The 23,980-nt window shown below is 53.3% G+C and carries 19 protein-coding genes; 17 read left to right on the top strand and 2 right to left on the bottom strand.

What is annotated here, in order from left to right; all coding sequences use genetic code 11:
• The first annotated feature begins 66 nt into the window (after positions 1-66).
• From cydD to EGT51_RS07880, 3 genes are all read left to right on the top strand, one after another.
• Positions 67-1,800, top strand: coding sequence for a thiol reductant ABC exporter subunit CydD (cydD, locus tag EGT51_RS07890; protein WP_135368172.1), 1,734 nt, complete (start codon positions 67-69; stop codon positions 1,798-1,800).
• Complete coding sequence (cydC, locus tag EGT51_RS07885; RefSeq protein WP_135368171.1) at positions 1,797-3,533, top strand: thiol reductant ABC exporter subunit CydC; 1,737 nt, start codon at positions 1,797-1,799, stop codon at positions 3,531-3,533. Before cydD ends, cydC begins: the two co-directional genes overlap by 4 nt.
• Positions 3,534-3,595: 62 nt before the next feature.
• Complete coding sequence (locus tag EGT51_RS07880) at positions 3,596-3,790, top strand: hypothetical protein (RefSeq protein WP_135368170.1); 195 nt, start codon at positions 3,596-3,598, stop codon at positions 3,788-3,790.
• A gap of 546 nt (positions 3,791-4,336) precedes the next feature.
• On the opposite strand, the gene EGT51_RS07875 is transcribed toward EGT51_RS07880, so the two are convergent.
• Positions 4,337-5,314, bottom strand: coding sequence for a polyprenyl synthetase family protein (locus EGT51_RS07875; protein ID WP_135368169.1), 978 nt, complete (start codon positions 5,312-5,314; stop codon positions 4,337-4,339).
• A gap of 274 nt (positions 5,315-5,588) precedes the next feature.
• On the opposite strand from EGT51_RS07875, the gene EGT51_RS07870 reads away from it, so the two are divergent.
• From EGT51_RS07870 to rlmD, 11 genes are all read left to right on the top strand, one after another.
• Positions 5,589-6,497, top strand: coding sequence for a 1,4-dihydroxy-2-naphthoate polyprenyltransferase (locus EGT51_RS07870; protein WP_135368168.1), 909 nt, complete (start codon positions 5,589-5,591; stop codon positions 6,495-6,497).
• Between the two features lie 219 nt (positions 6,498-6,716).
• Entirely contained in the window at positions 6,717-7,292 is a 576-nt protein-coding gene (locus tag EGT51_RS07865; RefSeq protein ID WP_135368167.1) for a xanthine phosphoribosyltransferase, read from the top strand.
• Positions 7,293-7,392: 100 nt separating this feature from the next.
• Positions 7,393-8,556 (top strand): ATP-grasp domain-containing protein, encoded by a 1,164-nt coding sequence (locus EGT51_RS07860; protein ID WP_135368166.1) that lies wholly within the window; start codon positions 7,393-7,395, stop codon positions 8,554-8,556.
• 196 nt (positions 8,557-8,752) lie between these two features.
• Positions 8,753-11,014 carry a DNA helicase PcrA gene (pcrA, locus tag EGT51_RS07855; RefSeq protein WP_135368165.1) on the top strand — a complete coding sequence of 754 codons (2,262 nt, stop codon included), beginning with the start codon at positions 8,753-8,755 and terminating at the stop codon, positions 11,012-11,014.
• A 22-nt stretch (positions 11,015-11,036) separates the two neighbouring features.
• Entirely contained in the window at positions 11,037-13,070 is a 2,034-nt protein-coding gene (ligA, locus tag EGT51_RS07850) for an NAD-dependent DNA ligase LigA (protein ID WP_135368164.1), read from the top strand.
• A gap of 22 nt (positions 13,071-13,092) precedes the next feature.
• Entirely contained in the window at positions 13,093-14,238 is a 1,146-nt protein-coding gene (locus EGT51_RS07845) for a CamS family sex pheromone protein (protein WP_135368163.1), read from the top strand.
• Positions 14,239-14,981: 743 nt separating this feature from the next.
• Positions 14,982-15,293: an Asp-tRNA(Asn)/Glu-tRNA(Gln) amidotransferase subunit GatC gene (gene gatC / locus EGT51_RS07840; protein WP_125574838.1), complete on the top strand. Its 312-nt coding sequence runs from the start codon at positions 14,982-14,984 to the stop codon at positions 15,291-15,293.
• Positions 15,294-16,763: an Asp-tRNA(Asn)/Glu-tRNA(Gln) amidotransferase subunit GatA gene (gene gatA, locus EGT51_RS07835; protein WP_135368162.1), complete on the top strand. Its 1,470-nt coding sequence runs from the start codon at positions 15,294-15,296 to the stop codon at positions 16,761-16,763.
• Positions 16,763-18,184 (top strand): Asp-tRNA(Asn)/Glu-tRNA(Gln) amidotransferase subunit GatB, encoded by a 1,422-nt coding sequence (gene gatB / locus EGT51_RS07830; RefSeq protein ID WP_135368161.1) that lies wholly within the window; start codon positions 16,763-16,765, stop codon positions 18,182-18,184. The genes gatA and gatB overlap by 1 nt, the downstream gene beginning before the upstream one ends.
• 93 nt (positions 18,185-18,277) lie before the next feature.
• Entirely contained in the window at positions 18,278-19,294 is a 1,017-nt protein-coding gene (locus EGT51_RS07825; RefSeq protein WP_135368160.1) for a diacylglycerol kinase, read from the top strand.
• An 85-nt stretch (positions 19,295-19,379) separates the two neighbouring features.
• The gene (rlmD, locus tag EGT51_RS07820; protein ID WP_135368159.1) at positions 19,380-20,747 is read left to right on the top strand and encodes a 23S rRNA (uracil(1939)-C(5))-methyltransferase RlmD; all 1,368 of its coding nucleotides are present in this window, start codon (positions 19,380-19,382) and stop codon (positions 20,745-20,747) included.
• 88 nt (positions 20,748-20,835) lie between these two features.
• On the opposite strand, the gene EGT51_RS07815 is transcribed toward rlmD, so the two are convergent.
• Positions 20,836-21,195 (bottom strand): helix-turn-helix domain-containing protein, encoded by a 360-nt coding sequence (locus EGT51_RS07815; protein ID WP_135368158.1) that lies wholly within the window; start codon positions 21,193-21,195, stop codon positions 20,836-20,838.
• Between the two features lie 184 nt (positions 21,196-21,379).
• Between EGT51_RS07815 and EGT51_RS07810 the strand changes: the two genes are divergently transcribed.
• From EGT51_RS07810 to deoC, 3 genes are all read left to right on the top strand, one after another.
• The gene (locus EGT51_RS07810; RefSeq protein ID WP_135368157.1) at positions 21,380-21,631 is read left to right on the top strand and encodes a helix-turn-helix domain-containing protein; all 252 of its coding nucleotides are present in this window, start codon (positions 21,380-21,382) and stop codon (positions 21,629-21,631) included.
• A gap of 465 nt (positions 21,632-22,096) precedes the next feature.
• On the top strand, positions 22,097-22,975 hold the full coding sequence (locus EGT51_RS07805; protein WP_135368156.1) for a hypothetical protein: 879 nt from the start codon (positions 22,097-22,099) through the stop codon (positions 22,973-22,975).
• Between the two features lie 302 nt (positions 22,976-23,277).
• Positions 23,278-23,967: a deoxyribose-phosphate aldolase gene (gene deoC, locus EGT51_RS07800; protein ID WP_135368155.1), complete on the top strand. Its 690-nt coding sequence runs from the start codon at positions 23,278-23,280 to the stop codon at positions 23,965-23,967.
• The last annotated feature ends 13 nt before the right edge of the window (positions 23,968-23,980 follow it).

Raw genomic sequence — 23,980 nt, 5'->3', positions numbered from 1 at the left:
GCTTAGATTCCAGAAAAATGCTATCATAGCAGTATGAGTTATCACTTGTTGTAAGGGGGCATCACTTTGATTGATCAACGTGTTTTTAAATTTCCCGGAGTGAAACCGGCCGCGGCCATCGAAGCGGTACTGACGCTGATTCAAGCCATTATGATTATTATTCAGGCGCAGTACTTATCGGTCGCCATCGTTCAGCTCTGGAAACAACAACCCATTGGCACGATTGTCACCCCGTTGGCGATCTTTGCCGTGGCCTTTTTAGCCCGCCACTTGTTGACGGTCTTAAAGGATTGGCTACTGTATCCGTTCGTGGAGAAGACGACCAAGACGTTGCGGAAGCAATTTATGGCCAAGCTCTTTGACCTGGGGCCCAGCGTGGTGGCCGAAAAGGGGACCGGGAACGTCGTCACCATGGGCCTGGAGGGCATCGACAAGATTCAGACTTACCTGATGATGATCATCGGTAAGGTCCTGGACCTGTCGATTACGCCCTGGCTGGTGCTGATCTACATTGCCTTTATCCAGTGGAAAGAGGCGCTGTTCCTGCTGGCCATTTATCCGTTAATCATTCTGTTCATGATTATTTTAGGGTTAGCAGCGCAGGCCAAGGCCGACCGGCAATACGCCGGCTACCAGCGGCTGTCCAACCACTTTGTCGATACCTTGCGGGGGCTACCGACTTTAAAGCAGCTGGGGTTAAACGAGACCTATGCCGACAACGTGTATCAGGTCAGTGAGGACTACCGCAAGAAGACCATGGCGACGTTGACGATTGCCATGACCTCGACCTTTGCGTTGGACTTTTTCACGACCCTGTCCATCGCCATCATCGCCGTGTTTCTGGGCTTTGGCCTAATGGACAACACGATTCAGCTGTTGCCCGCGTTGGTGATCTTGACGCTGGCGCCCGATTACTTTGCGCCGATTCGTAACTTTGCCAACGACTATCACGCCACCTTGAACGGGAAAAATGCCCTGACAGCGGTGCTGGATGTCTTACAGCGGGAGACGCCGACGGACCGGCAGTTATTGCCGACGCGCGAGCCTGTTTGGCAAGCCGATGATTCCCTGGCGCTGGCGCACGTCAACGTCAGTTATGGCGACGCTGCGCCGACGTTGCGCGATATCACGTTTAACGTCCACGGCTTCCAGAAGGTCGGCATTATCGGTGCCTCGGGTTCCGGCAAGTCGACGCTGATCAACACGTTGGGTGGCTTTCTCAGCCCCGCTGATGGGCAAATTAACGTGCGGGGGACCCAGGTGCCGCACCTGGACCAACAGGCCTGGCAACGCAGTTTTGTCTACATTCCGCAGGCGCCTTACCTGTTTCACGCCAGTCTGCGCGACAACCTGGCCTTCTATGCGCCTGATGCCAGCGATTCGGCGGTGACTGCCGCAGCGGCCAAGGCTGGGTTGACCGACTGGATTGCGACCTTGCCGGACGGTCTGGCCACACAGATTGGCGAAGGGGCTCGCGGGGTCAGTGGGGGTCAGGCGCAACGAATCGCGTTAGCTCGGGCCTTTCTGGATGATTCGCGGCGCGTCTTGTTATTTGACGAACCGACCGCGCATTTGGATATCGAGACCGAAGTCGAATTGAAACAGACCATGATGCCGGTCTTCAAGGACCACCTGGTCTTCTTTGCGACCCACCGGCTGCACTGGATGAATGAAATGGACTATATCCTGGTCATGGATCACGGCCAGATCGTGGAACAGGGGACGCCGGCGGATCTCCAGCAACAAAACGGCGCCTACGTGCGGTTACGATCTGAAATGGAAGGAGCGACGACCCGATGAAAGGATTCTTTGCGACATTTAAACATGATCACTGGGTCATGCCATACTTGCGGCGGTACCGCAAGCTGTTGGCGTTGGTCCTGTTCTTGGGCTTCATGACGTTCTTTTGTGGGGGCGCGCTGATGTTTAACTCCGGCTACCTGATCAGTCGGGCGGCCACGCATCCCTACAACATCCTGATGATCTACGTGCCCATCGTCTTGGCACGGGCCTTTGGGATTGGGCGGCCGGCCTTTCGTTACGCCGAACGCCTGACCAGTCACAACTGGGTCCTGCGCATCGTGTCGGACTTTCGCAAGCGCTTGTATCAAGCCGTGGAAAAGCAGGCCGTGGCCATCCGGCAGACCCACCAGACCGGGGATGTCTTGAGCATCTTGGCCGAAGACATCGACCACATTGAAAACCTGTATCTGCGAACGGTCTTTCCGCTGGTCATTGGCTGGCTGCTGTATCTATTCGTGGTGATTGGCATTGGGTATTTCAACTGGGCCTTTGGGCTATTGATGTTGATCTTACTGGGTGTTATTGTGATTTTTATGCCGCTGCTATCCGTGGCCGTCAATGGGCGGCGGGAATTTCAGGCGCGGCAGGTCCAACGGCGGTTCTACACGCAATTGACCGATGCCGTCTTGGGGCTAGGCGACTGGTTGATTTCCGGTCGGCGGCAAGCCTTCTTGCAGCAACAAGACCAACCCATCGACGAGATTGCCACGTTACGGCGCGCTGACCATCATTTTCAGTGGTGGCGTAACTTTGCGATTCAATTCATCTTCGGCGCGGCGGTCGTCTTGATCGTGTGGTGGGCCGGGCTGACCTTTACCCACAATCAGGCGGAAGCCAACTGGGTGGCCGCCTTTGGCCTGGCGCTATTTCCGACCGTGGAACCCTTCTCGGGGATGAGCCAGGGGGTCAGTGAATGGCCAGTCTACCAGGATTCCATCAAACGGGTGAATCGCTTGGATGAACACGAACCCGAACTGCCGGCGCAGACCACGATTGGCGCGCTGGAAGAACTGAAATTAGACCACGTGTCCTTCACGTATCCGGGGGCAAAACGCGAGGTGATCGACGACCTGTCCTTGGACCTACACCCCGGCGAAAAGCTGGCGTTGCTGGGCCCTAGTGGGACGGGGAAGAGCACGTTACTCAAATTGATCTTGGGCGACGAGCAGCCGTCTCGCGGCCAGGTCACGTTAAATGGCGTACCGGTTAGTCAGCTGCAAACGCAACGGGCGCAACTCTTTGGCGTGTTGGACCAGCAACCCTATTTGTTTGACACCACCGTCATGAACAACGTGCGGCTGGGCAATTTGAACGCCACCGATGAAGATGTGCACGCCGCGGTCAAGGCCGTCGAGCTGGACGACTTGGTTGGCCGCCTGCCGCAGGGCTACGATACGGAGGTCCAAGAGGCCGGGAGTCGCTTCTCCGGTGGGGAACGGCAACGGCTATCGCTGGCCCGGATCCTCTTGCAAGACGCGCCCATCATCATCTTGGATGAGCCGACCGTGAGTCTGGATCCTATCACCGAACAACATTTATTGGACACGGTCTTCAGCGTGCTTCACGACAAGACGATCATTTGGGTCACACACCACTTGGCGGGCATCAATCACGTCGATCAGGTCCGCTTCATCGAGGACGGCCACTTCGACATGCAGGGGACGCCAGCTCAGTTGTATCAAGACAATGCACGGTTCCGGTCGTTGTATGATTTGGACCGGGGAAAGTAAGTGAGGTGAGTGTCGTGGCACAATAGATTAGACCAGCTGATGCCACAACAATCGATGAGGTTGTGCGTCAACTCATCACCCAATTTCACTACTTGGCAACAGACGCTCGCCACCTGGTCCGCAAGCATGCCCAAACTGTCAACGTTTGGTACACAGAGTTTGTGAATCAGGAACCACAACACCGAACAATTGACGACGTCGCAGCCGACATTCACCTGCTTGAAACCTATCAGCGTGAATTGCCGTCACCTAACTAAGATTAATCGAAAAGGTCCAGTTACCGGCAAAATGCCAAGTAACTGGACCTTTTTAGATGGTCTGTTAAAATGTGAATCTGAAATTTACGCGTTGATTCCTGAAACAGCAGGGCTTTATTCACTGGGATTGGTGAAACTAGGGGCCTGTGTCGGTCTAAGGGAGGGCTTGCTCTGAAGAACACTGCCGATCCGGATGGGGCCATCTCTGGCTATTCCGACGAATTGACGTCGCGTACCAATACGCTGGAAACAGTTAGTTGAAAAGTTAGCTGCCACTAAGGGTTAAACCGATTGTTATTGGTAAGCACGTTTGTAGCCGGGAGTCCGCCAAATATGGGTTCAGCCGTGGGAGTTCCCTTAGCGACGCGATTCATGTCGCTTAGGGAACTGGCGCCTTTGAGACGCGGGTTTCGGCTCAAAGCGAGGCGCCGAGACAGCCCTTTGGCTCGGCCCGTCCGCCCCAGCGTTCCAACCCATATTTGGCGGACGGTAGGCGGCCAGTACCCGCCATGACTTGAAAGGAATTGCTTTTGGGTGCCAGATGGGTCAGTGGTCACGCCGCAACAGCATCGTGGTCAGCTTGGCCAGGTCGTCTTGGACCGGACCCGCGGGCAATTGGGCAATCAGCGCCAATGCCTTGTCCGTGTAGGTGGTCGCCAATTGCCGCGCGGCCCCGACGCCATCATATTGGGCGACCAGTGCTTGCACGGCTTGGATATCGGCGACGGTCATGTCGTGTTTTTTACGCAAGAGGTGGTGGAAGTCACGCTTGGCGTGGGGAATGGCCAAAATCAATGGCAAGGAATACACGCCCGAGCGTAAGTCCTCCAGCACCGGCTTTTGCGTTTTGGCCGGGTCGCCGGCGTAGTCCAAGATGTCGTCTAACATCTGGTAGGCACAGCCAATGGCGATGCCAATCTGGCGGGTCAAAGCCGTCACGTTGGCCGGGGCCCCAGCCAAGCGGGCGCCGGTGTCGCAACTGAGAGCAAAGAGCTCGGCAGTTTTGCCCGCGACCTCATTGAGATAGGCCGCCACCGTGGTGTCTTCGCGGTAGTTCAGGTCCATTTGATGCAGTTCGCCCTGCAAGATGCGGTGCATGGCGTCGATGTGTTCCTGGACCAAGGCCCGGTCGCGCGTGGCCTTTAGGACCTGGTTGAAGTAGACGGTGAACATGAAATCACCGGCATAAATGGCGTTACGCTGGCCGTATTTCATTTGAATCGTTCGCACGCCGCGGCGGGTCGGGGAGTCATCGATCACGTCATCGTGGATCAAGGTGCCCACGTGGAGGATTTCCAAGGCCGCGGCGCCTGCCTGTAACTCGGCCGGCGTGCCTTGGTCGCCGAATTTCGTGAATAGGTAAAAATAACCGGGACGCAACAACTTGCCGCCGGATTTTAATAACGCTAATATTTTACTGTGGATGGGTTGATTATCCAACTGAACTTCTTGGAAGAGATAATCCTGAAGCGCATCCAGTTGCGGTTCTACTTGCGGGAATTGCCGCCAAAGTTGTCGATCCATTTCGCACCTCGCTATGTATGTCACATTAAAATTTATCTTACCGACAACTGGAAACGTTGTCAATAAAGGATACTCCCGCAATGCTAGATTGTCGGACGCTCATTTGTGACACTCCCCATTTTAGCACCGATAAGCGCAGGGCGGTGGGGAAATCGGCAGCTGATTAAGTGGCCGGGAAAACTGGCGGGGAATCCACGAACAGTTGAACTGCCAAGGGACATGGGCTATCATCAAAATTAAAGGATACAGAGACTTATTTTCGGGAGGAACCACCATGACTGTCAGTGTTTTTTTAGAGCTCGTTGAGATCAAGGCCAAGATTGCCTCGGTGTGGCCATTTCTGCTGGGGATGATCTTCGTCCAGGCTAATTTCCACCACCTGAACTGGGGTGCGTCATTGCTGTTCTTTGTGGCGATGGTCCTCTTCAACATGGCCGTCGACATCAATGACAATTATCAGGATTATACCAAGGCTGGCAATCAGGCTGCGGAATGGAAGAAACACACCAATATCATCGGTGTTCACCATTTGGCAGTGAATCGCATCTTTGCTCTGATGGCGAGTTTGGCCACCGTGGCCGGTGTGATTGGCCTGTACTTGGTGTGGCGGACCGGCTGGCCGTTGCTGGCCATGGGCGTCTTTTGCTTTTTAGTCGGCTACCTGTATGCCGGCGGGCCGAAACCGTTATCCGGCACACCCACGGGGGAATTTTTTGCCGGCTTTACCATGGGCTACATGATTATGTTGATCACGGTTTATTTAAATCTTTATCAAACGACCGCGTTCACCGGGGGACTGTTGGTGCGAGTGTTGTTGGCATCGGGTATTGCCGTGATGGCCATTGCCGCGTTATTGCTGGCTAATAACATCTGTGACGCCGATGAAGACCTGTCCTTGAACCGGAAGACCATCGTCTATTACCTAGGCAAGCAGCAGGCGTTATGGCTGTTTGCCAGCTTCTACGTGGTGGGCTACCTATCGCTGGTGGTCAGTGTGGCCTTAGGGGATTTGCCAAAATGGTCGCTGCTGGCCTTGCTCAGCATCCCGGTGATTGTCCGTAACGTGCAGGGATTGTTTCGCGTGCAGGTGAAAAAAGAAACGTTCATCCTGGCCGTCCGCAGCCTGGGCGTGCTGGCGTTGGTCACGGTGGTGGCGGAACTGTTGGGATTGTGGTTGGGCTAGGCGGCACTAGCAGTCGGGGGGGCCGCCCACAGCGTACCAGCTCATCTGTAGCAAACGGAGGTGGCCAGCTTATGCACCACAGCAACAATGAAGGCCGTTACAGCGGGTTCTTGGCACCAAACAGTTGGTTAAAACATTCCTAAATCTCGCGCCAAGTGGCTGTTTTTTACGGGGCAATCAGGTAGAATGAAAGAAATACTTTTTGGAGGTCAAGCAGAGATGAAACTTTTAGAAGATCGCATTCGCCAAGACGGGACGGTCCTGCCGGGGAACGTATTAAAGGTTGATAACTTTTTAAATCATCAGATTGATCCCCAATTGATGGATCAGATGGGGGCAGAGTTTGCCCGGAAATTTGCGAACATGGGCATCACCAAGGTCTTAACGGTGGAGTCTTCGGGGATTGCGCCCGCCGTGATGGCTGGGTTGCACCTCCACGTGCCAGTGATCTTTGCGCGGAAACACAAGAGTCTGACGTTGACCGATAACCTCTACACGGCCAAGGTCTATTCCTACACCAAGCAGGTCAACAACGACATTTCCATCGACCGGCGTTTCTTGGATGCGAGTGACCGCGTCTTGATCATCGACGACTTCTTGGCCAATGGCCAGGCGGTCCAAGGGTTATTTGACATCGCGGAGACGGCTGGTATCGCCGTTGCCGGGGTCGGGGTCGTGATTGAAAAACGGTTCCAAAAAGGCCATCAACTGGTCGAAGATGCGGGTGTGCCGCTGGTCGCATTGGCCAGCATTGCGTCCTTTGAAGACGGACAAGTAGTTTTCGCCCAAGATTAATTGGGCGCTAGCTTGTTTAATCCGTGATTAAACTTTAGAATGAACTTGAATGGGTTTAAATTGTGATTAATCAAAAATAAGTCAAGCAAGAAAGTAGGGAATGAATTTGGCGAACACGGTCTTATATCCGGGAGATACTGTTGGGGTGATTGGTAGTAGTGCCAACGCCGCGATGTTGGTTACCACGGCGCGAAAGATGGGACTACGTGTCGGGGCATATGGTGCCGACGAAACGAGTGAGGCTTTACAATTAGCAGACTTCAAGGCTGTCGGCACTGCGAAGGACCGCGACAAGCTCCAGCACTTTGCGGAAAGCTGCGCGGCCATCGTGTACGACTCGGACCGGGTTAGCACGGATGTCGTGAAATTTTTGGCGCAGTTCACGCGGATTCCGCAGGGTAGCGACATGCTAGAAATCATGCAAGATCGCCTGTTGGAACGGGCCTTCTTTGAACAATTGAACGTCAATATTGCCCCTTACGCCACGATCATCAATCTGGATGACGTGTACCAATCCGTCAATTCTATCGGCTATCCGTGCGTTTTAAAGCCAATTCAAAAGGAATGGTCCCACGGCCGTGAGCTAGTCATCAAGACCCAAACCGACATTGCTAAGGCGGCCGGGTTGTTGGATTGGGGGACCTACATTTTGGAATCTCAAATTGCCTATGACCGGGAATTCTCGATTCTAGTCGCCAGAGATGCGGAAGGTAATCAACAGTCCTTCCCAATTACCGAGGTCCATTCCGTGGATGACCGGCCACAACGCGTCTGGGTGCCGACTGAGGTCGACGACGCCGTGGCCAGTGAAATTCACCGCATTGCCAGTGAAGTGGCTAAGAACGTGTCCTACGTGGGTGTGTTCGAGGTGTCCTTCTACCTGACGGCTAGCGGCGCCATCTACGTGAAGAAAATCGTCCCCGCACCTAGTGAGACGGGGTACGTCTTTGCGGCGGCCGGTACGATTGATGAATTCGCCGAACACATGCGTGCCATCGCCGGGTTACCACTGGCGACGCCGCAATTGTTGACGCCGGCCGTGACCGTGAACTTTACGGTCAAGCAGCTGACGGCGATTCGGACTCAGTGGCAGATCAAACCCAACTGGGACTTCACGTTCTATCACCTGCGCAAGCAAGCCGATGAGGACGTGATGGGTCACGTCACGGTTCAGGGGCCCACGGTGAAGACGCTGTTGGACCAGCTGGATGACACGGCGATTTGGGCGACATCCACGCCAGACGAGCTGACCGACCAAGATTAATTTGGTAATATTTCAAAACGCACTTGATCACCACTACTGGTTGATTGAGTGCGTTTGTCGGTTAGGGCGCAATACCGGGATTTTTATGGAACCGGTGCCGGAAATTTCTTTTAAAATATCGGTGAGAGTTCCAGCAGAACGTATGTTTTTTTGGTATACTATTCTAGACTAATTGACAGAGAGGACTGGGTTCTAGGTGGCAGGAGAAGAATTATTGACTGGCATGAACGATAAGCAAACGGAGGCTGTCCTTCAAACGGAAGGGCCCCTGTTGGTGTTGGCGGGTGCCGGTAGTGGGAAGACCCGGGTGTTAACGCACCGGGTCGCCTACCTGATTGAACACAACAACGTGATGCCGTGGCGCATCTTGGCGATTACCTTTACCAATAAGGCCGCCAAGGAAATGCGCGAGCGGGTCATCAAATTACTGGGACCGGACGGCAGCGACGTGTGGGTCTCCACGTTCCATGCGCTGTGTGTCCGGATCTTACGCCGTGACGCGGATAAATTGGGCTACAACCGGGCCTTTACGATTGCCGATCCCGGTGAACAACGCACGCTGATCAAGCGGGTCTTACGCCAACAGAACTTGGACGTGAAGAAGTTTGACCCCCGCTCGGTGTTAGGCGCCATTTCCAATGCCAAGAACGCCTTACAGACGCCGGCAATGATGCGTGAGGCCGCGGGCAATCCGTTTGAAACGACGGTGGCGACGGTCTATGAAAGCTACCAACGCGAGCTACAGGCCAACCAGGCGATGGACTTCGATGATTTGATCATGTTGACCATCAAGTTATTCAAACAAGATGCCGACGTGCTGGGCTACTATCAAGAAAAATTCCAGTACATTCACGTCGACGAATACCAGGATACCAACGATGCTCAATACACGTTGGTCAATCTGCTGGCCAAAAAGCACGGCAACCTGTGTGTCGTCGGGGATGGCGATCAGAGTATCTATGGCTGGCGGGGTGCCAACATGGAAAACATCTTAAACTTTGAACACGATTACCCTAACGCCCACGTGACTCTGCTGGAACAAAACTACCGGTCGACCAAGACGATTTTGAAGGCCGCCAACGACGTGATTCAAAAGAATGTCAACCGGAAGAAAAAGGACCTCTGGACGGACAATCCGGAAGGGGACAAGATTTCGTATTACCGCGGGCAAAACGAAAATGACGAAGCCCATTACGTAGTGGCCAAGATCCAAGAAGAACGCGAACAACACCACCGTGGGTACGGCGACTTTGCCATCCTGTACCGGACCAACGCGCAATCCCGGGTGATCGAAGAAACGCTGGTCAAGGCCAACGTGCCCTATACCATGGTCGGGGGGCACAAGTTCTATGATCGTAAGGAAATCCGTGACGTGCTGGCTTATTTGACGTTGGTCGCTAACCCGGCGGACTCCATGAGCTTAGAACGGATCATCAACGAACCCAAGCGTGGCATTGGGGCCACCAGTGTGGAAAAGCTGCGGGAATTTGCGGAAATGAACGACTGGACGGAACTGGAAGCCACGCAAAATATTGCGCTGGCCACGAATCTGGGCGCCCGCATCCGCAATTCCATGGAGAAATTCGGCATGACGCTGAAGGGCATCCAAGACCAAGCGGCCACCATGACCGTGTCTGAGATTACCAATGAGCTGCTGGATAAGACTGGCTACATGGCTGCACTCAAGGCTGTGGCCGCTAAGAACTTGGAAGCCGAGACGCGGATCGAAAACATCCAAGAATTCTTATCCGTGACCCAAAAGTTCGATGACGATTGGGATCAGGCAGATCATGACGAAACAGAAGAACGATTAGTCGAATTTCTGGCTGACTTGGCCTTAGTCTCGGCGCAAGACGACGTCGAGGAAGAACCCGCCGAGGTGACCTTGATGACGCTGCACGCCGCCAAGGGACTGGAATTTCCGGTCATTTTTCTGATGGGTCTAGAAGAGGGCATTTTCCCACTATCGCGGGCGGTGCTCGAAGACGACGAGCTGGAAGAAGAACGGCGCTTGGCCTACGTGGGGATCACCCGGGCGCAAGACAAGCTGTATCTGACCAACGCCTATTCCCGGATGCTGTACGGGCGGCGGCAAACCAATCCGCAATCGCGGTTTGTGACGGAAATCGATCCGGAACTGCTGCATCTGGATTACAGTGAAACCAAGTCTGGCTTGACCCCTAGTCGCCGCGACGTGCCGTTTGCGCGGCGAACAGCCAGTGCCGTAGCTAAGCCTTATCATGGCAAGACCGGCCGGGTCAGCGAACCGACAGGCACCGGTGCGGGCCAGGTCAGCTGGGGCGTTGGCGACAAGGCCAGCCACAAGAAGTGGGGCATTGGGACCGTGGTCAAGGTCAACGGGACCGGTGAAGATGCCGAACTGGATATTGCCTTTCCAGAACAGGGGGTTAAGCGGTTATTGGCCGCCTTTGCCCCTATCAAACGAGTTGAAAAGTAGACGCTAACGTGGGAGGAATTTGATGACTGACAAACCCATTAAAACCTTAACCGAGAAACAGGCGGCAGCTGAGGCGGCAACCTTGCGGCCCCAACTGTTGAAGTGGGGCAAACAGTACTACGATGCGGATGCACCAGAAGTGGAAGACGCCACGTACGACCGCGTGTATGCGCGGCTGGTGGCACTAGAAACGGCCTTTCCTGCCATTGTGACGGCTGATTCGCCTACGCAACGGGTCGGGGGCACGACGCGCGGTGACCTGCCCAAGGTGACCCACGAGATTCCGATGTTGTCGCTGGGGGATGTGTTCTCCATCGACGAGCTCAAGGAATTTGACGAGCGCCTGCGCGGAAACGTTGACGAGGACTTTGATTATAACTGTGAATTAAAGATCGATGGCCTGGCAATCTCGTTGCGCTATGAAAACGGCGAATTCGTTCAGGGTTCCACGCGAGGCAACGGGCAGATTGGTGAAGACATTACGGCCAATTTGAAGACCATTGACTCGATTCCCCAAACGCTGAGTCGTCCGCTGACGATCGACGTGCGGGGCGAGTGTTACATGCCGAAGGCTGCCTTCTTGGCGCTCAATGAACGCCGGGAAGCCGCTGGGCAAGCACCGTTTGCCAATCCACGGAATGCGGCGGCGGGAAGCCTACGCCAGCTCAACACACAGGTCACGGCCGACCGGCAGCTGGCGACCTTCATGTACAACATTGCCGATTACGAGCCGTTAAACACGCGGACACAAAGTGGGCTGTTAGATGAGCTGGCCGAACTGGGCTTCACGACCAACCCGACGTATCAGGTGGCGCACAACATGACGGACGTGGCAGCCTATATCGCTCAGTATCAGGACAAACGCGCCGACCTGCCTTATGGCATTGACGGGATCGTCATCAAGGCCAACCCGTTACCCCTCCAGCGGTCACTGGGGGCCACGGTCAAGGTGCCGCGGTGGGCGATTGCCTATAAGTTCCCGCCCGAAGAGGTCCAAACCAAGGTCTTAGACATTGAATGGACCGTGGGCCGCACGGGCATCGTGACGCCGACTGCCGTCATGGAACCGGTCGCGTTGGCCGGCAGTACGGTGGCCCGGGCGTCATTACACAATCCGGACTACCTGACCGCCAAGGATATTCGGCTGGGTGATACGGTCTTGTTGCACAAGGCCGGAGACATCATCCCCGAGATCTCGCAATTCGTGGCGGCTAAACGGCCCGCGGATGCGCAACCGTATCCGATTCCGACCCATTGTCCGTCCTGTGGTGCCGAGTTAGTCCACCTGGATGAAGAAGTGGCCTTGCGCTGCATCAATCCGCGGTGCCCGGCACAATTGGCGGAAGGCATGAATCATTTTGCCTCCCGAAATGCGATGAACATTGCCGGGTTAGGCCCACAGATTGTGGCCCAACTCTTTGACCGTAAATTGGTCGATGATGTGGCCAGTTTGTATCGGCTAACGACCGATCAATTATTAACTTTAGATAAATTTGGGGAGAAGTCCGCCCAAAACCTCTTGACAGCGATTGATAATAGTCGCAATAATTCATTAGAACGTTTGCTATTTGGCTTAGGGATTCGTCACGTGGGTGCCAAGGCTGCCCGGTCGATTGCCGCGGAATTTGGTGATATCGGTAGTCTGATGGCCGCCGACAGTGAGCAGATCTCGGCCATTGATACAGTGGGCGGCATTATCGCCGACAGTGTTGTGACCTATTTTGCCAACACGCAGGTCCAAGAACTCATCGACGAACTGCGGGCCGTGGGGGTCAACATGACCTATACCAGCGGTGCCGCAACGCCCGTCGATACTGAGGGCCAATTTGCAGGGCAACGGGTCGTTTTGACCGGTAAGCTGCAGACGCTGACCCGGCCGGAAGCCACGGCCTGGTTGGAACAACACGGTGCCACCGTGACGGGCAGCGTGTCCAAGAAGACGGATCTACTGATTGCTGGTGAAGCCGCCGGTAGCAAACTCACCAAGGCCCAGTCGCTCAACGTTCCCGTGTGGGATGAGGCGCAACTGCAGGCTGCGATGAACGCAACGAAATGATGATTTTAGGAGGAAACAAGTCGTGAAACGGTTACGAACTTTTCTGGCATTAGCCGCCGTGCCCCTATTTTTGGCCGCGTGTGGTAATTTGGGCAGTTCCAGCATGTCCGGAACTTCCGGGAGCAATAGTTCTGGGAGCACCCAACTGACTGGGCAAAGCAGTGATGGTGATTACGAAGGGGTCATTAAGAGTGGCCACTATCAAACGAGTAAGTCACGTGGGGTCACGAACAGCCAAGATTCCGGTAACACTTACAACCTGAAGAGCTTTGAAAACGGGATGTTGAGCGTGTCCAAGAAGGTCTTCTCGACCAAAAAGTACGTCTTCCAAGAAGGTCAGCACTTGACCACGTCCACGGTGCAAAACTGGTTGGACCGTAAGTCGAAGTCCAATCCTACAGGGTTGAACCCCAAGAGCAACGGCTCAACGTCGTCGACTAAGCGGAACCCCATTTACATCCAGGCCTTGGAAGAACAAGACTACATGACCCAAAAGAACAACAAGCTGCACCTGGGTGGGGTCACCGTGGGAATCGCGGTCAATTCCGTGGATTACTACAAGAAGACCCAGTATGGTGCCACTTACGAAACCAAGATCACTAAGGCAGCCGGCGAAGCCTACGCCAAGCAGGCGGCCAACACGGTCCTCAAGCGGTTGCGGCAAAAGTCCGCACTGAAGGACGTGCCGATCGTGATTGCCATTTACCGGCAAGCCTCTAACGATAGTCTGGTCGGTGGAGACTTCATCGCTTACTCGCAAAACAAGGCGGGTTCGACTAGCGTGGCTAAATGGACGGCGATGGACGAGAAGAATTACGTCTTCCCGATCTCTAGTGGCTCTAGCAGCCCGAACAGCAATGACTCCAGTGCCTTCACCAACTTCAAGACCGAAGTCGAGAACTTCTTCCCGAACTTGAGTGGGGTCACGGCTCAGGCCCACTACAACGGCAAGTCATTGACGGGGATGCACGTCAACATTCAGACGCAATTCTACAGTCAAACAGAAATCATTAGCTTCACCCAGTACCTCCAGACGGCGGCGCAAAAGTACTTGCCATCCGGGGTACCGATCGACATCACGGTGGCCTCAACGGACGGCACGCAAAGCTTCCTGTCCCGGGCCAGTGGCGCCAAGAAGTTTACCAGTCACGTCTTTAACAGTTACTAAAAGGCATCAAGTGCCAAGAAAAGCGGACGACAGCGGATTCATCACCTGGTTTGTGAGTGACGAGTGCGCGGTCGTCCGCTTTTGGCTAATTGTGGATGTGAATGATTGGTGTGGCTGATAAACGGCTTGCGTAATCGCTGCGTTGATGATAGGGTCAACAGCGGTTGCGAGTTGGACTGTTAGGTGGGGAGACCGCAAATTTCGTGGCCTTCAGAAACCAGCGATCAATCAAGGTGAGACTGCTGACTGGTTCGTGACCGATCGTGGGGATGAAGTGACGAGTCATTGTAGTTGAGACTGAGGGAGTCGAGGAAGTGTCCAGTCACTACCGTAGCCGAGAGTGGAGCGAAATCTAGGTTCAGCCGGGGAATTTGCCAGTGGGTTTTGCTGGCAAATTGGTGACTTTGAGACAGGGGTCTTCTGGCTCAAAGCAAGGCCCGAGACCGGGTTTTGGCTCGGGGCGTCCTCCCCCAGCGTTCCAACCTAGATTTCGCGCAACGGCAGGCGGACTGATTAGATGCAGCACCCTCAGCGTTCCAACTCATTTCTAGCGAACGGTAAGGCGGTCAGTATAGTCTGTGTGGCCGAGCGCAGTTGCTGCAAGAGCAATTTAGTTCAGAAGAAAATTAACGCATAATCTTTGGCGGACCGCAGATATATGGTAGAATGGCAATGTATGTTTATTCTTGGCGAAGTCTGGAATAAACGGTGAATTGCGGATAACTTAGAAAGAGGGATAATTGATGGCTAATCGAATTAATCGAGAACAAGTTCAACACGTTGCCGGCCTGGCAAAGCTTGAATTTACGGATGCCGAATTGGACGCCTTTACGCCCCAATTGGACGACATTATCGGTATGTTTGAATCACTGAGTGAAGTGGATACCGATGGTGTTGACGTCACCAGCAACGTTTCCGACCAACTCAACGTGATGCGTGAGGACGTCGCCGATAACTGGGGGCAGAGCTCAGCGCTGTTGCACAACGCGCCAGATGCCGCTCGTGGCTTTATTAAGGTACCTGCCATCATCGATGAAAGCGAGGATAACGACTAAATGAACTATTTTGACAAAGATCTCGCTGGTCTTCATGCTGACCTGGTCGCTAAGAAAATTAGCGCCAAGGAATTAACGCAGGCGACTTTCGATAACATTAAAGCAACCGATCCTCAAATCGATGCTTTCTTAAACTTAAACGAAGAAGCGGCCTTAAACCAAGCCGCCGAAATTGATCAACAAGGGATCAACGCCAATCAACCATTGGCGGGGATTCCAGTGGGGTTGAAGGATAACATTGTGACCAAGGGCTTAACGACCACGGCCGCTTCCAAGATTTTGGAAAACTTCAAGCCAGTCTACGATGCCACGGTGACGGAAAAGTTAGCCAACGCGCAAATGATTACGGTCGGCAAGACCAATCTGGATGAATTTGCCATGGGTGGGTCGACCGAAAATTCAGCCTTTAAGACCACGAAGAACGCTTGGGACCAAACCAAGGTTCCCGGTGGGTCCTCAGGTGGTTCCGCCGCAGCCGTAGCCTCTGGTCAAGTGCCCGTTGCCTTAGGGTCCGATACTGGTGGCTCGATTCGCCAACCAGCAGCCTTTAACGGCATCGTGGGGATCAAGCCCACGTATGGTCGGGTCTCCCGGTGGGGTCTGATTGCCTTTGGCTCTAGTTTGGACCAAATTGGCCCAATGACGCGCAGCGTGAAGGATAACGCGACGGTCTTGAGTGCTATCGCCGGTCATGATGATCACGATTTGACCAGCTCGACGCAGGCTGTTCCTGACTTTGCGGCGGACTTGAACGACGCCACGAGTGTCAAGGGCATGCGCATTGGTTTGCCTAAGGAATTCTTGGCCGAAGGGGTCAACGAAGACGTGAAGGCTGCCATTTTGGCCGCTGCCGACACGTACCGCAAGTTAGGGGCCACGGTGGACGAAGTTTCCCTGCCACACAACAAGTATGGCGTGGCCGCTTACTACATCATTGCCTCATCCGAAGCCTCTTCCAACTTACAACGCTTTGACGGGATCCGTTATGGTTACCGGGCTAAAGACGTGAAGAACCTGGAAGACGTCTACGTGAAGTCGCGTTCCGAAGGATTTGGCGAAGAAGTAAAACGCCGGATCATGTTGGGGACGTTCTCCTTGTCCGCTGGGTTCTACGATGCCTACTTCTTGAAGGCAGCCAAGGTCCGGACGGTCATTATCAACGACTTTAAAGCGGTCTTGAAGGACCACGATTTCATCATGGGTCCCGTGGCACCAACGCCAGCATTTGGCATTGGCGACGAGATCAAGGATCCTATCACCATGTACATGAACGATGTCTTGACAATTCCGGTCAACTTAGCGGGATTGCCAGGGCTGTCCTTACCAGCTGGCTTCAGCAACAACTTGCCAGTCGGAATGCAATTAATCGGTCGGCCATTTGACGAAAGCACGCTGTACAAAGCGGGTTACGCCTTTGAACAAAACACCGACTTTCATTTACAAGTACCCACGTTAGGAGGTCAAAACTAATGAACTTTGAAACCACGATTGGACTAGAAGTCCACATTGAGTTAAAGACAAATTCAAAGATCTTTAGCCCGTCACCAGTTGCCTATGGTGCCGACCCTAACGCCAATACCAACGTCATTGACTGGGGGTATCCTGGGGTACTGCCAACCACCAACAAGGGCGTAGTTGCCGATGGGATCATCGCCGCTTTGGCACTGCACGCCACGGTGGAACAACACACCCACTTTGACCGGAAGAACTACTTCTACCCAGATAACCCGAAGGCCTACCAGATCACGCAATCTGACAAGCCAATCGGTCATGATGGTTGGGTCGAAGTCGACGTTGACGGCGTGAAGAAGAAAATCGGGATCGCCGAAATGCACATCGAAGAAGATGCCGGGAAGAACACCCACGAACGGGACTATTCCTACGTCGATTTGAACCGGCAAGGCACGCCATTGATCGAAATCGTGTCGAAGCCAGATATCGCTTCACCAGCCGAAGCCTACGCCTATTTGGAAGCCTTGCGTCAACGGATCCAATTTACCGGGATCTCTGACGTGAAGATGGAAGAAGGGTCGATGCGGGTCGACGTCAACATTTCCGTGCGGCCGGTCGGGCAAAAGAAGTTTGGGACCAAGACTGAGTTGAAGAACTTGAACTCGTTCAACTACGTGCAACGCGGGTTGGAATACGAAGAAAAGCGTCAACAACAAGTCTTGATGTCTGGCGGTTCCGTACAACAAGAAACCCGCCGTTTTGACGAAAAGACTGGCGAAACGATTCTGATGCGGGTCAAGGCCGGCTCAGACGACTACCGGTACTTCCCAGAACCAGATTTACCTGCCTTGAACATCAGCGATGACTGGATCAAGGAATTGGGCGACGCCATGCCAGAAATGCCTGGGAAGCGGCGTGAACGTTACGTCAACGATCTGGGCTTAACAGATTACGACGCCATGGTCATCACCCAGACCAAGGAAATGTCTGACTTCTTTGACGCCACGGTGGCCTTGAAGGCAGATCCGAAGATGGCGGCCAACTACCTGCAAGGGGACGTGAACGCCTACCTGAACGAAAAGCAAGTGGACTTACAGGCCACCAAGCTGACGCCAGCCAACTTGGCCGGGATGATCAACTTGATTTCTGACGGCACCATTTCTAGCAAGATGGCCAAGAAGGTCTTCAAGGCCATCACCAATGGTGAAGAACCAAAGGCCTACGTGGAAGCACATGGTCTGGTTCAACTGTCAGATCCAGCGAAGTTACAACCGATCATCGACGATGTCTTGTCGGCTAACCCGCAATCCATCGAAGACTTTAACAACGGGAAGAAACGGGCTGTGGGCTTCTTAGTGGGCCAGATCATGAAGCAAACGCACGGTCAAGCCAACCCACAAGTGGTGAACCAGTTGTTAATGAAGGCATTACAGAAATAAGGCGTGAGACGTGGCCGCTGAGGGACACGTGTTAACGGCGATTTAAAGAGAAAAGGGTGTCTGGTAATTTCCAGGCACTATTGGAGGCACAGCATGCGTAAACGGGCACGGGTCATTTACAATCCGACTTCAGGACGCGAGGCGTTGAAGAAAGACCTAATCGATATTTTAGCAGTGTTCGAGCAAGCGGGGTACGAGACCAGTGCCTTTGCGACCACTGCGGCACCAAATTCAGCGCGCGACGAAGCGACTCGGGCGGCCAAGGCCGGCTTTGAGTTGGTCGTGGCGGCCGGAGGCGACGGGACCATTAACCAAGTCGTCAACGGAATCGCTGGCTTGCCTCACCGTCCCAAGATGGCCATTATTCCTGCCGGTACCACGAATGACTATGCCCGGGCCTTGCACATTCCGCGTGAAGACCCGTTGGCGGCGGCCAAGGTCGTGTTAAAGGACCAGACGATTAAGATGGATATTGGCCAAGCTGGCGATACCTACTTTATCAATATCGCGGGTGGAGGCCTGTTGACGGAACTGACTTATGACGTGCCGTCTAACTTGAAATCCATTTTTGGTTACTTGGCTTACCTGATGAAGGGCGCTGAACTGTTGCCCCGCATCAAGCCAATCGACATGGACCTGACCTACGACGGTGGGCATTTCCGGGGGAAGGCGTCGATGTTCTTGTTGGCGCTGACCAACTCCATCGGGGGCTTTGAACAGATCGTTCCCGATGCGGCGCTAGACGACGGCAAGTTCACCATGATCATCGTCAAGACCGCCAGCATGCCGGAAATCTTGCGGCTGATGGGCCTGGTCTTGAACGGGGGCAAGCACATCAACGACCCCCACATCATTTACGAAAAGACCAGCAAGGTGGTCGCCCGGCCGGTGGAAGATCGCATGATGATCAACCTGGACGGCGAGTACGGTGGGGATGCACCAATGAAGTTCCGCAACCTGCGGCAACACATTGAGATGTACGCCAATCTGGATGATATTCCGGATGCGGCCGTCACCAGCGAATCGCCAGAACTGCTGGCCGCGGAGCAAAACTTCGTGAAGCAAGTGGAAAGTTTACCGGAGGACGCGGACGAACCGTCCGAAGACTAAACGGCTTATAGATAGTTACTGAAAGGGATTTTGCGCGACGAATGAGCAGCAAAGTCCCTTTCTGATTAAGGAAATTGAGGTTATTATGAAAACAAAAGCACCAGTCAGTAAAAACGAACGGCTAGACGTGACCATCACCGACCTGACGTATCAGGGGATGGGCGTGGCCAAGGTGGATGACTTCCCGTTGTTCATCGAAAATGCCTTGCCAGGTGAAGACATCACCATCCAAGTGACCAAGGTTCAGAGCCACTACGGCTTTGCCCGCGCCATTGCTTGGCAAAGCGAATCGCCCGACCGGGTCAAGGACGTGGACAAGACCTATCGGCAAACGGGAATTGCGCCCTTACAACACCTGGCGTACCCGGCCCAATTGAAATTTAAGCAACACCAGATTGAAGAGCTGTTCAGTAAGGCGCACCAAGACGTTGACGTCGCCCCAACCCTGGGGATGGCCAACCCGACGCAATACCGTAACAAGGCTCAGGTGCCTGTGCGGATGATCAAGGGCAAGTTGGAGACCGGTTTTTACCGCCAACACAGTCACGAATTGATTCCTTTGACGGACTTCTACATTCAAGATCCCGCCATCGATGACGCCATCGTGAAGGTTCGCGACTTACTGCGCCAATTTGAAATTCCGGCTTACAACGAAATTAGTGACAAGGGTGTTATCCGCAACATCATGGTTCGACGCGGGTACTATAGCCACGAAATGATGGTCGTTTTAATCAGCCGTCAGCAGAAGTTGCCAAGTCAGGACCAATTGGTCGACCAGATCCACAAAGCCCTGCCAGAGGTCACGAGCATCGTCTTAAACGTCAATGCGAAGAAGACCAACGTCATCATGGGTAACGTGACCCGGACGTTGTACGGCAAGCCCACGATTGAAGACACCCTGATGGGGCTGACCTTTGCCATTTCGGCGCGGTCCTTCTACCAGGTCAACCCGCAACAGACCGAAAAGCTGTACCAAATGGCCATCGACAAGGCCGGCCTGACCGGTCAAGAGACCGTGATCGATGCCTACTGTGGGATCGGGACGATCTCGCTGGCCTTAGCCAAGCACGCCAAGCGCGTCTACGGGGTCGATATCGTGCCCGAAGCCATCGAAGACGCCAAGGTCAACGCGCAAAAGAACCATTTAGCCAACGTTGAATTTGCCGTGGACAAGGCCGAAGACCAAATGGCCAAGTGGCAAGAAGCCGGCATCAAGCCCGACGTTGTGGTGGTGGACCCACCACGCAAGGGCCTGGCCGAAAGCCTGATTGACTCCACCGCCAAGATGGGGCCGAAGAAGGTCGTCTACGTCAGCTGTAACCCAGCAACGCTGGTGCGTGATGTGGCCCGGTTCCAAGAACTCGGCTACGCCATCGATGGCCCAATCCAACCCGTTGACCAGTTCCCCCAGACGCCGCATGTAGAATCCGTGACGGTGTTGGTAAAGAAGTAAAGCTTTAGGTGAAATTCCAAAATAAAAAAATAAAAAACAGCTCTGCGAACCAAAATCGGTGGCAGGGCTGTTTTTTTTTGCAGATGCATCATTTCAGACCAGATAATTGTGCCTGTAACTGTTGTTGCGCATAGGTCAGAACGGCACGCTGACGGTCGGGCGAAAGCTGGGCATAGATGGCTTCGAAATGAATATTGTTATCGAGCAGGTCTTCGTCAAACCGGGGGTCGATAGCGGATTTATGTATGCCAAGGGCAGTCGCGAGTTTTTCGACGTTCGCGGGGCTGGGGGTGGAACGTTGGGCGAAGTAGCCGGATAAAGTCGACGTGGGAATGCCGGTTTTCCCCGCTAGCTCAGCTTGTGTGATGTCGCGACTGGCTGCCTTTAAGTTCTGCGCGATGACTCGACGGATGTTCTTTTCAAAAGGCGATAATTCATGGCGGGGCACGACGTTCACTCCTTTAGATAGTTTTAGTAAAATAACCTTTGATATCGTCATTATAACGAATTGCAAGAATACAAGCAAACTTATGAGAAAAAAACTTAAAAAACACCCCTAATTATTAATCAGCAATTGACAAAACGAATAAACTCGTTTAAGATGTGAAAGTGTTTGTAAGGAGGAGTCCGTGATGGATAAGGTGCAAATGACACTGGAAGCCGCTCGGCACAATGCCGGGTACTCGCAAAAGGAAGCCGCGGCTTGCTTAGGTATCCATTACCAAACGCTGGCTGCTTGGGAACGGGACAGTTCGAACCTTGGAATTCAAACGATTGAGCGTTTATCGGCGCTCTATCAGGTGCCACAGAACTGTCTCTTTTTTGGTAAAAAGAGTGATTTTATCCACGCTTTACGGCAGCGTGCGGCTAAGGGTAAGCTGTAGATCGCTTGAACCATTGGGAGGAGTCATAGCTAATTCCTTAGTGGAATTGGGCTGCTAACGTCGCGAGGGAATTTCCCTGGCGATTTTTTTGCGCCCATGAACTTTCTCGGTGGGTGATGGTTCAGCAGTAAGGTTACTAACTTAACTAACCGCCTTGCAAAATAGTGGTGTCGATGTAAAAATGTCATAAGTTGAAAAGGTATGAGTCGTTAGTAGATTGATGGCAAATCTATTATTGCCTGGTAGCTTACCAGCTTCATTGGGCAGGGTCAAGGTAAATGCAATGGGCGGTTCGCACGACAGTTGGGTATAGGATTGGCCCCTGAACTTTTTAGGCGAGCGATTGTTGACAACGAATTCTACTGTGAGTAGACTGAAGAAGTTGTGTCGGTGAGGCATTGCTTGAAGATGAATGCGTCCGACACACAAATTGGCTGCGTTAGAAGCCGCTAGGGGATGGATTGGATGAAGAAAAGAATTGTTGGGTTGTTAGTTTTAGGTGGCTTAATGAGTGGGGGCTTGATGACGCAGCCGGCACAGGCCGCTAAGAGTTACCGACTGAACTGGATGCACGCCTGGGCGCGGGTGACCTGTAAGTTTCGTAAGTCTGGCTACAAGCACTATGCCTATACACTGCATAAGGTGAAGCACCACCGTTATCGCTTGAAGCGGGCGTATCGCTTGGGGACCAAGAAACATAAAGTCGTTCACCAGATTAAGGCCATGTCGTTGGGCAATTACGAGTACGTTTACGTGACTTATAAGGGGAAGGGTGCCTGGGTGAATGAGAAGTATATCACCTTTAGTCGGCCCAAGCTCACTACTGGTACTGCCAAGTCAACTCGGACAGCACGGAAGTCACCAACGCGGGTCACAGGTACGGCTAAGTCGACGCAATCGACGCAAAAGTCAACGACCACTGGTACCAAGACAATCAGTACCAAGACCACGTCACCCGCAACAACGGGCAAGAAGAACCAGTCTAACCAATCGAACACAGCCTCATCGACGACGTCAACCAGTACGAAATTCTACATCAAGACCAACAAGCACATCTCATGGCAAGAATGGCTCAGTTTGCCGGACCTCAAAGGTGAGGTGCGGGGGCTGACGTTTTATCACGTGGACAACGTGCCTTATGACGAGGACGGTTTTCCCTACGTGACTCAGAATATGTTTGCTGCGCCGTTACAAGTGCGGATGATGAAAGATGAGTTTACCTCGGCCACTTATCAAGCCATTGCGGATAAGTGGGATACGTATTATGTCAGTGACAAGCACGCGCTGTTCTGCCCGACCAATACTGAAGACGGCCAGTCCATTCGTGACCAGATGCCCGATTAACTGAAATTTAAACCGCAATCGACCGGATCAGCACGTCCGGTCGATTTTTTTTAAAATTTTTTTTGCCAGGAAAATGAGGCCCTTTAACGTCGTCCCCGTGAACTAGGTAATTTCACAAGTATTTTTGAAAACGCTATCACGACGGGCTTCGATTAAGTAAAACGATTAACCCGACAAGTGAAATTTTTTCGTCCACCAATTGAACGAACGTGCATGGTTTTGAACAGCGGTTCAATCGAGGGGTTTACAAATGTGCAGCTATCCGGTATGCTATTGGTGATAAATGAAAGGGGTTTCATATTATGACATTAACCAAAGCACAAGTAGCAAAATACATTGATCACACGAACTTAAAAGCTGATGCCACTGAGGCCAGCATTAAACAAACCTGCGACGAAGCCAAGCAATTTGACACGGCTTCCGTCTGCGTAAACTCTTACTGGATTCCCTTCGTTGCGGAACAATTAAAGGATAGCGACGTCAACCCAATCGCCGTTGTCGGCTTCCCACTAGGGGCAATGGCCACGGATAGCGAAGTCTTCGAAGCCAACAAGGCCATCGACGACGGTGCCGAAGAAATCGACATGGTCATCAACATCGGTGAATTGAAGTCTGGTAACAACGATGTCGTTGAAGCCGACATCAAGGCTTTGGCAGATGCCGTTCACGCCAAGGGCAAGCTCTTGAAGGTTATCTTGGAAACCTGCCTGTTGACCAAGGATGAAATCGTCTTGGGTTGCCAGTTGAGTGAAAAGGCCGGCGCCGACTTCGTCAAGACTTCCACTGGGTTCTCCACTGCCGGTGCCAAGGTCGAAGACGTGAAGTTGATGCGTGAGACCGTTGGCGACCGCTTAGGCGTCAAGGCTTCCGGTGGGGTTCACAGCTGGGACGAAGCCTTAGAAATGATCGATGCCGGTGCCAGCCGCTTGGGTGTCAGTGCCACGGTTGCCATCTTGACCGGGGCCGATGCGGGTGCCAAGGCCGGTTACTAGAATTAAATCTTTT

This window comes from Levilactobacillus suantsaiihabitans (genome assembly GCF_004745505.1).
In the GTDB taxonomy this organism is placed as follows: Bacteria; Bacillota; Bacilli; order Lactobacillales; family Lactobacillaceae; genus Levilactobacillus; species Levilactobacillus suantsaiihabitans.
Note: the sequence above shows the minus strand (reverse complement) of the source record. Positions and strands in the feature narration are given on the sequence as shown.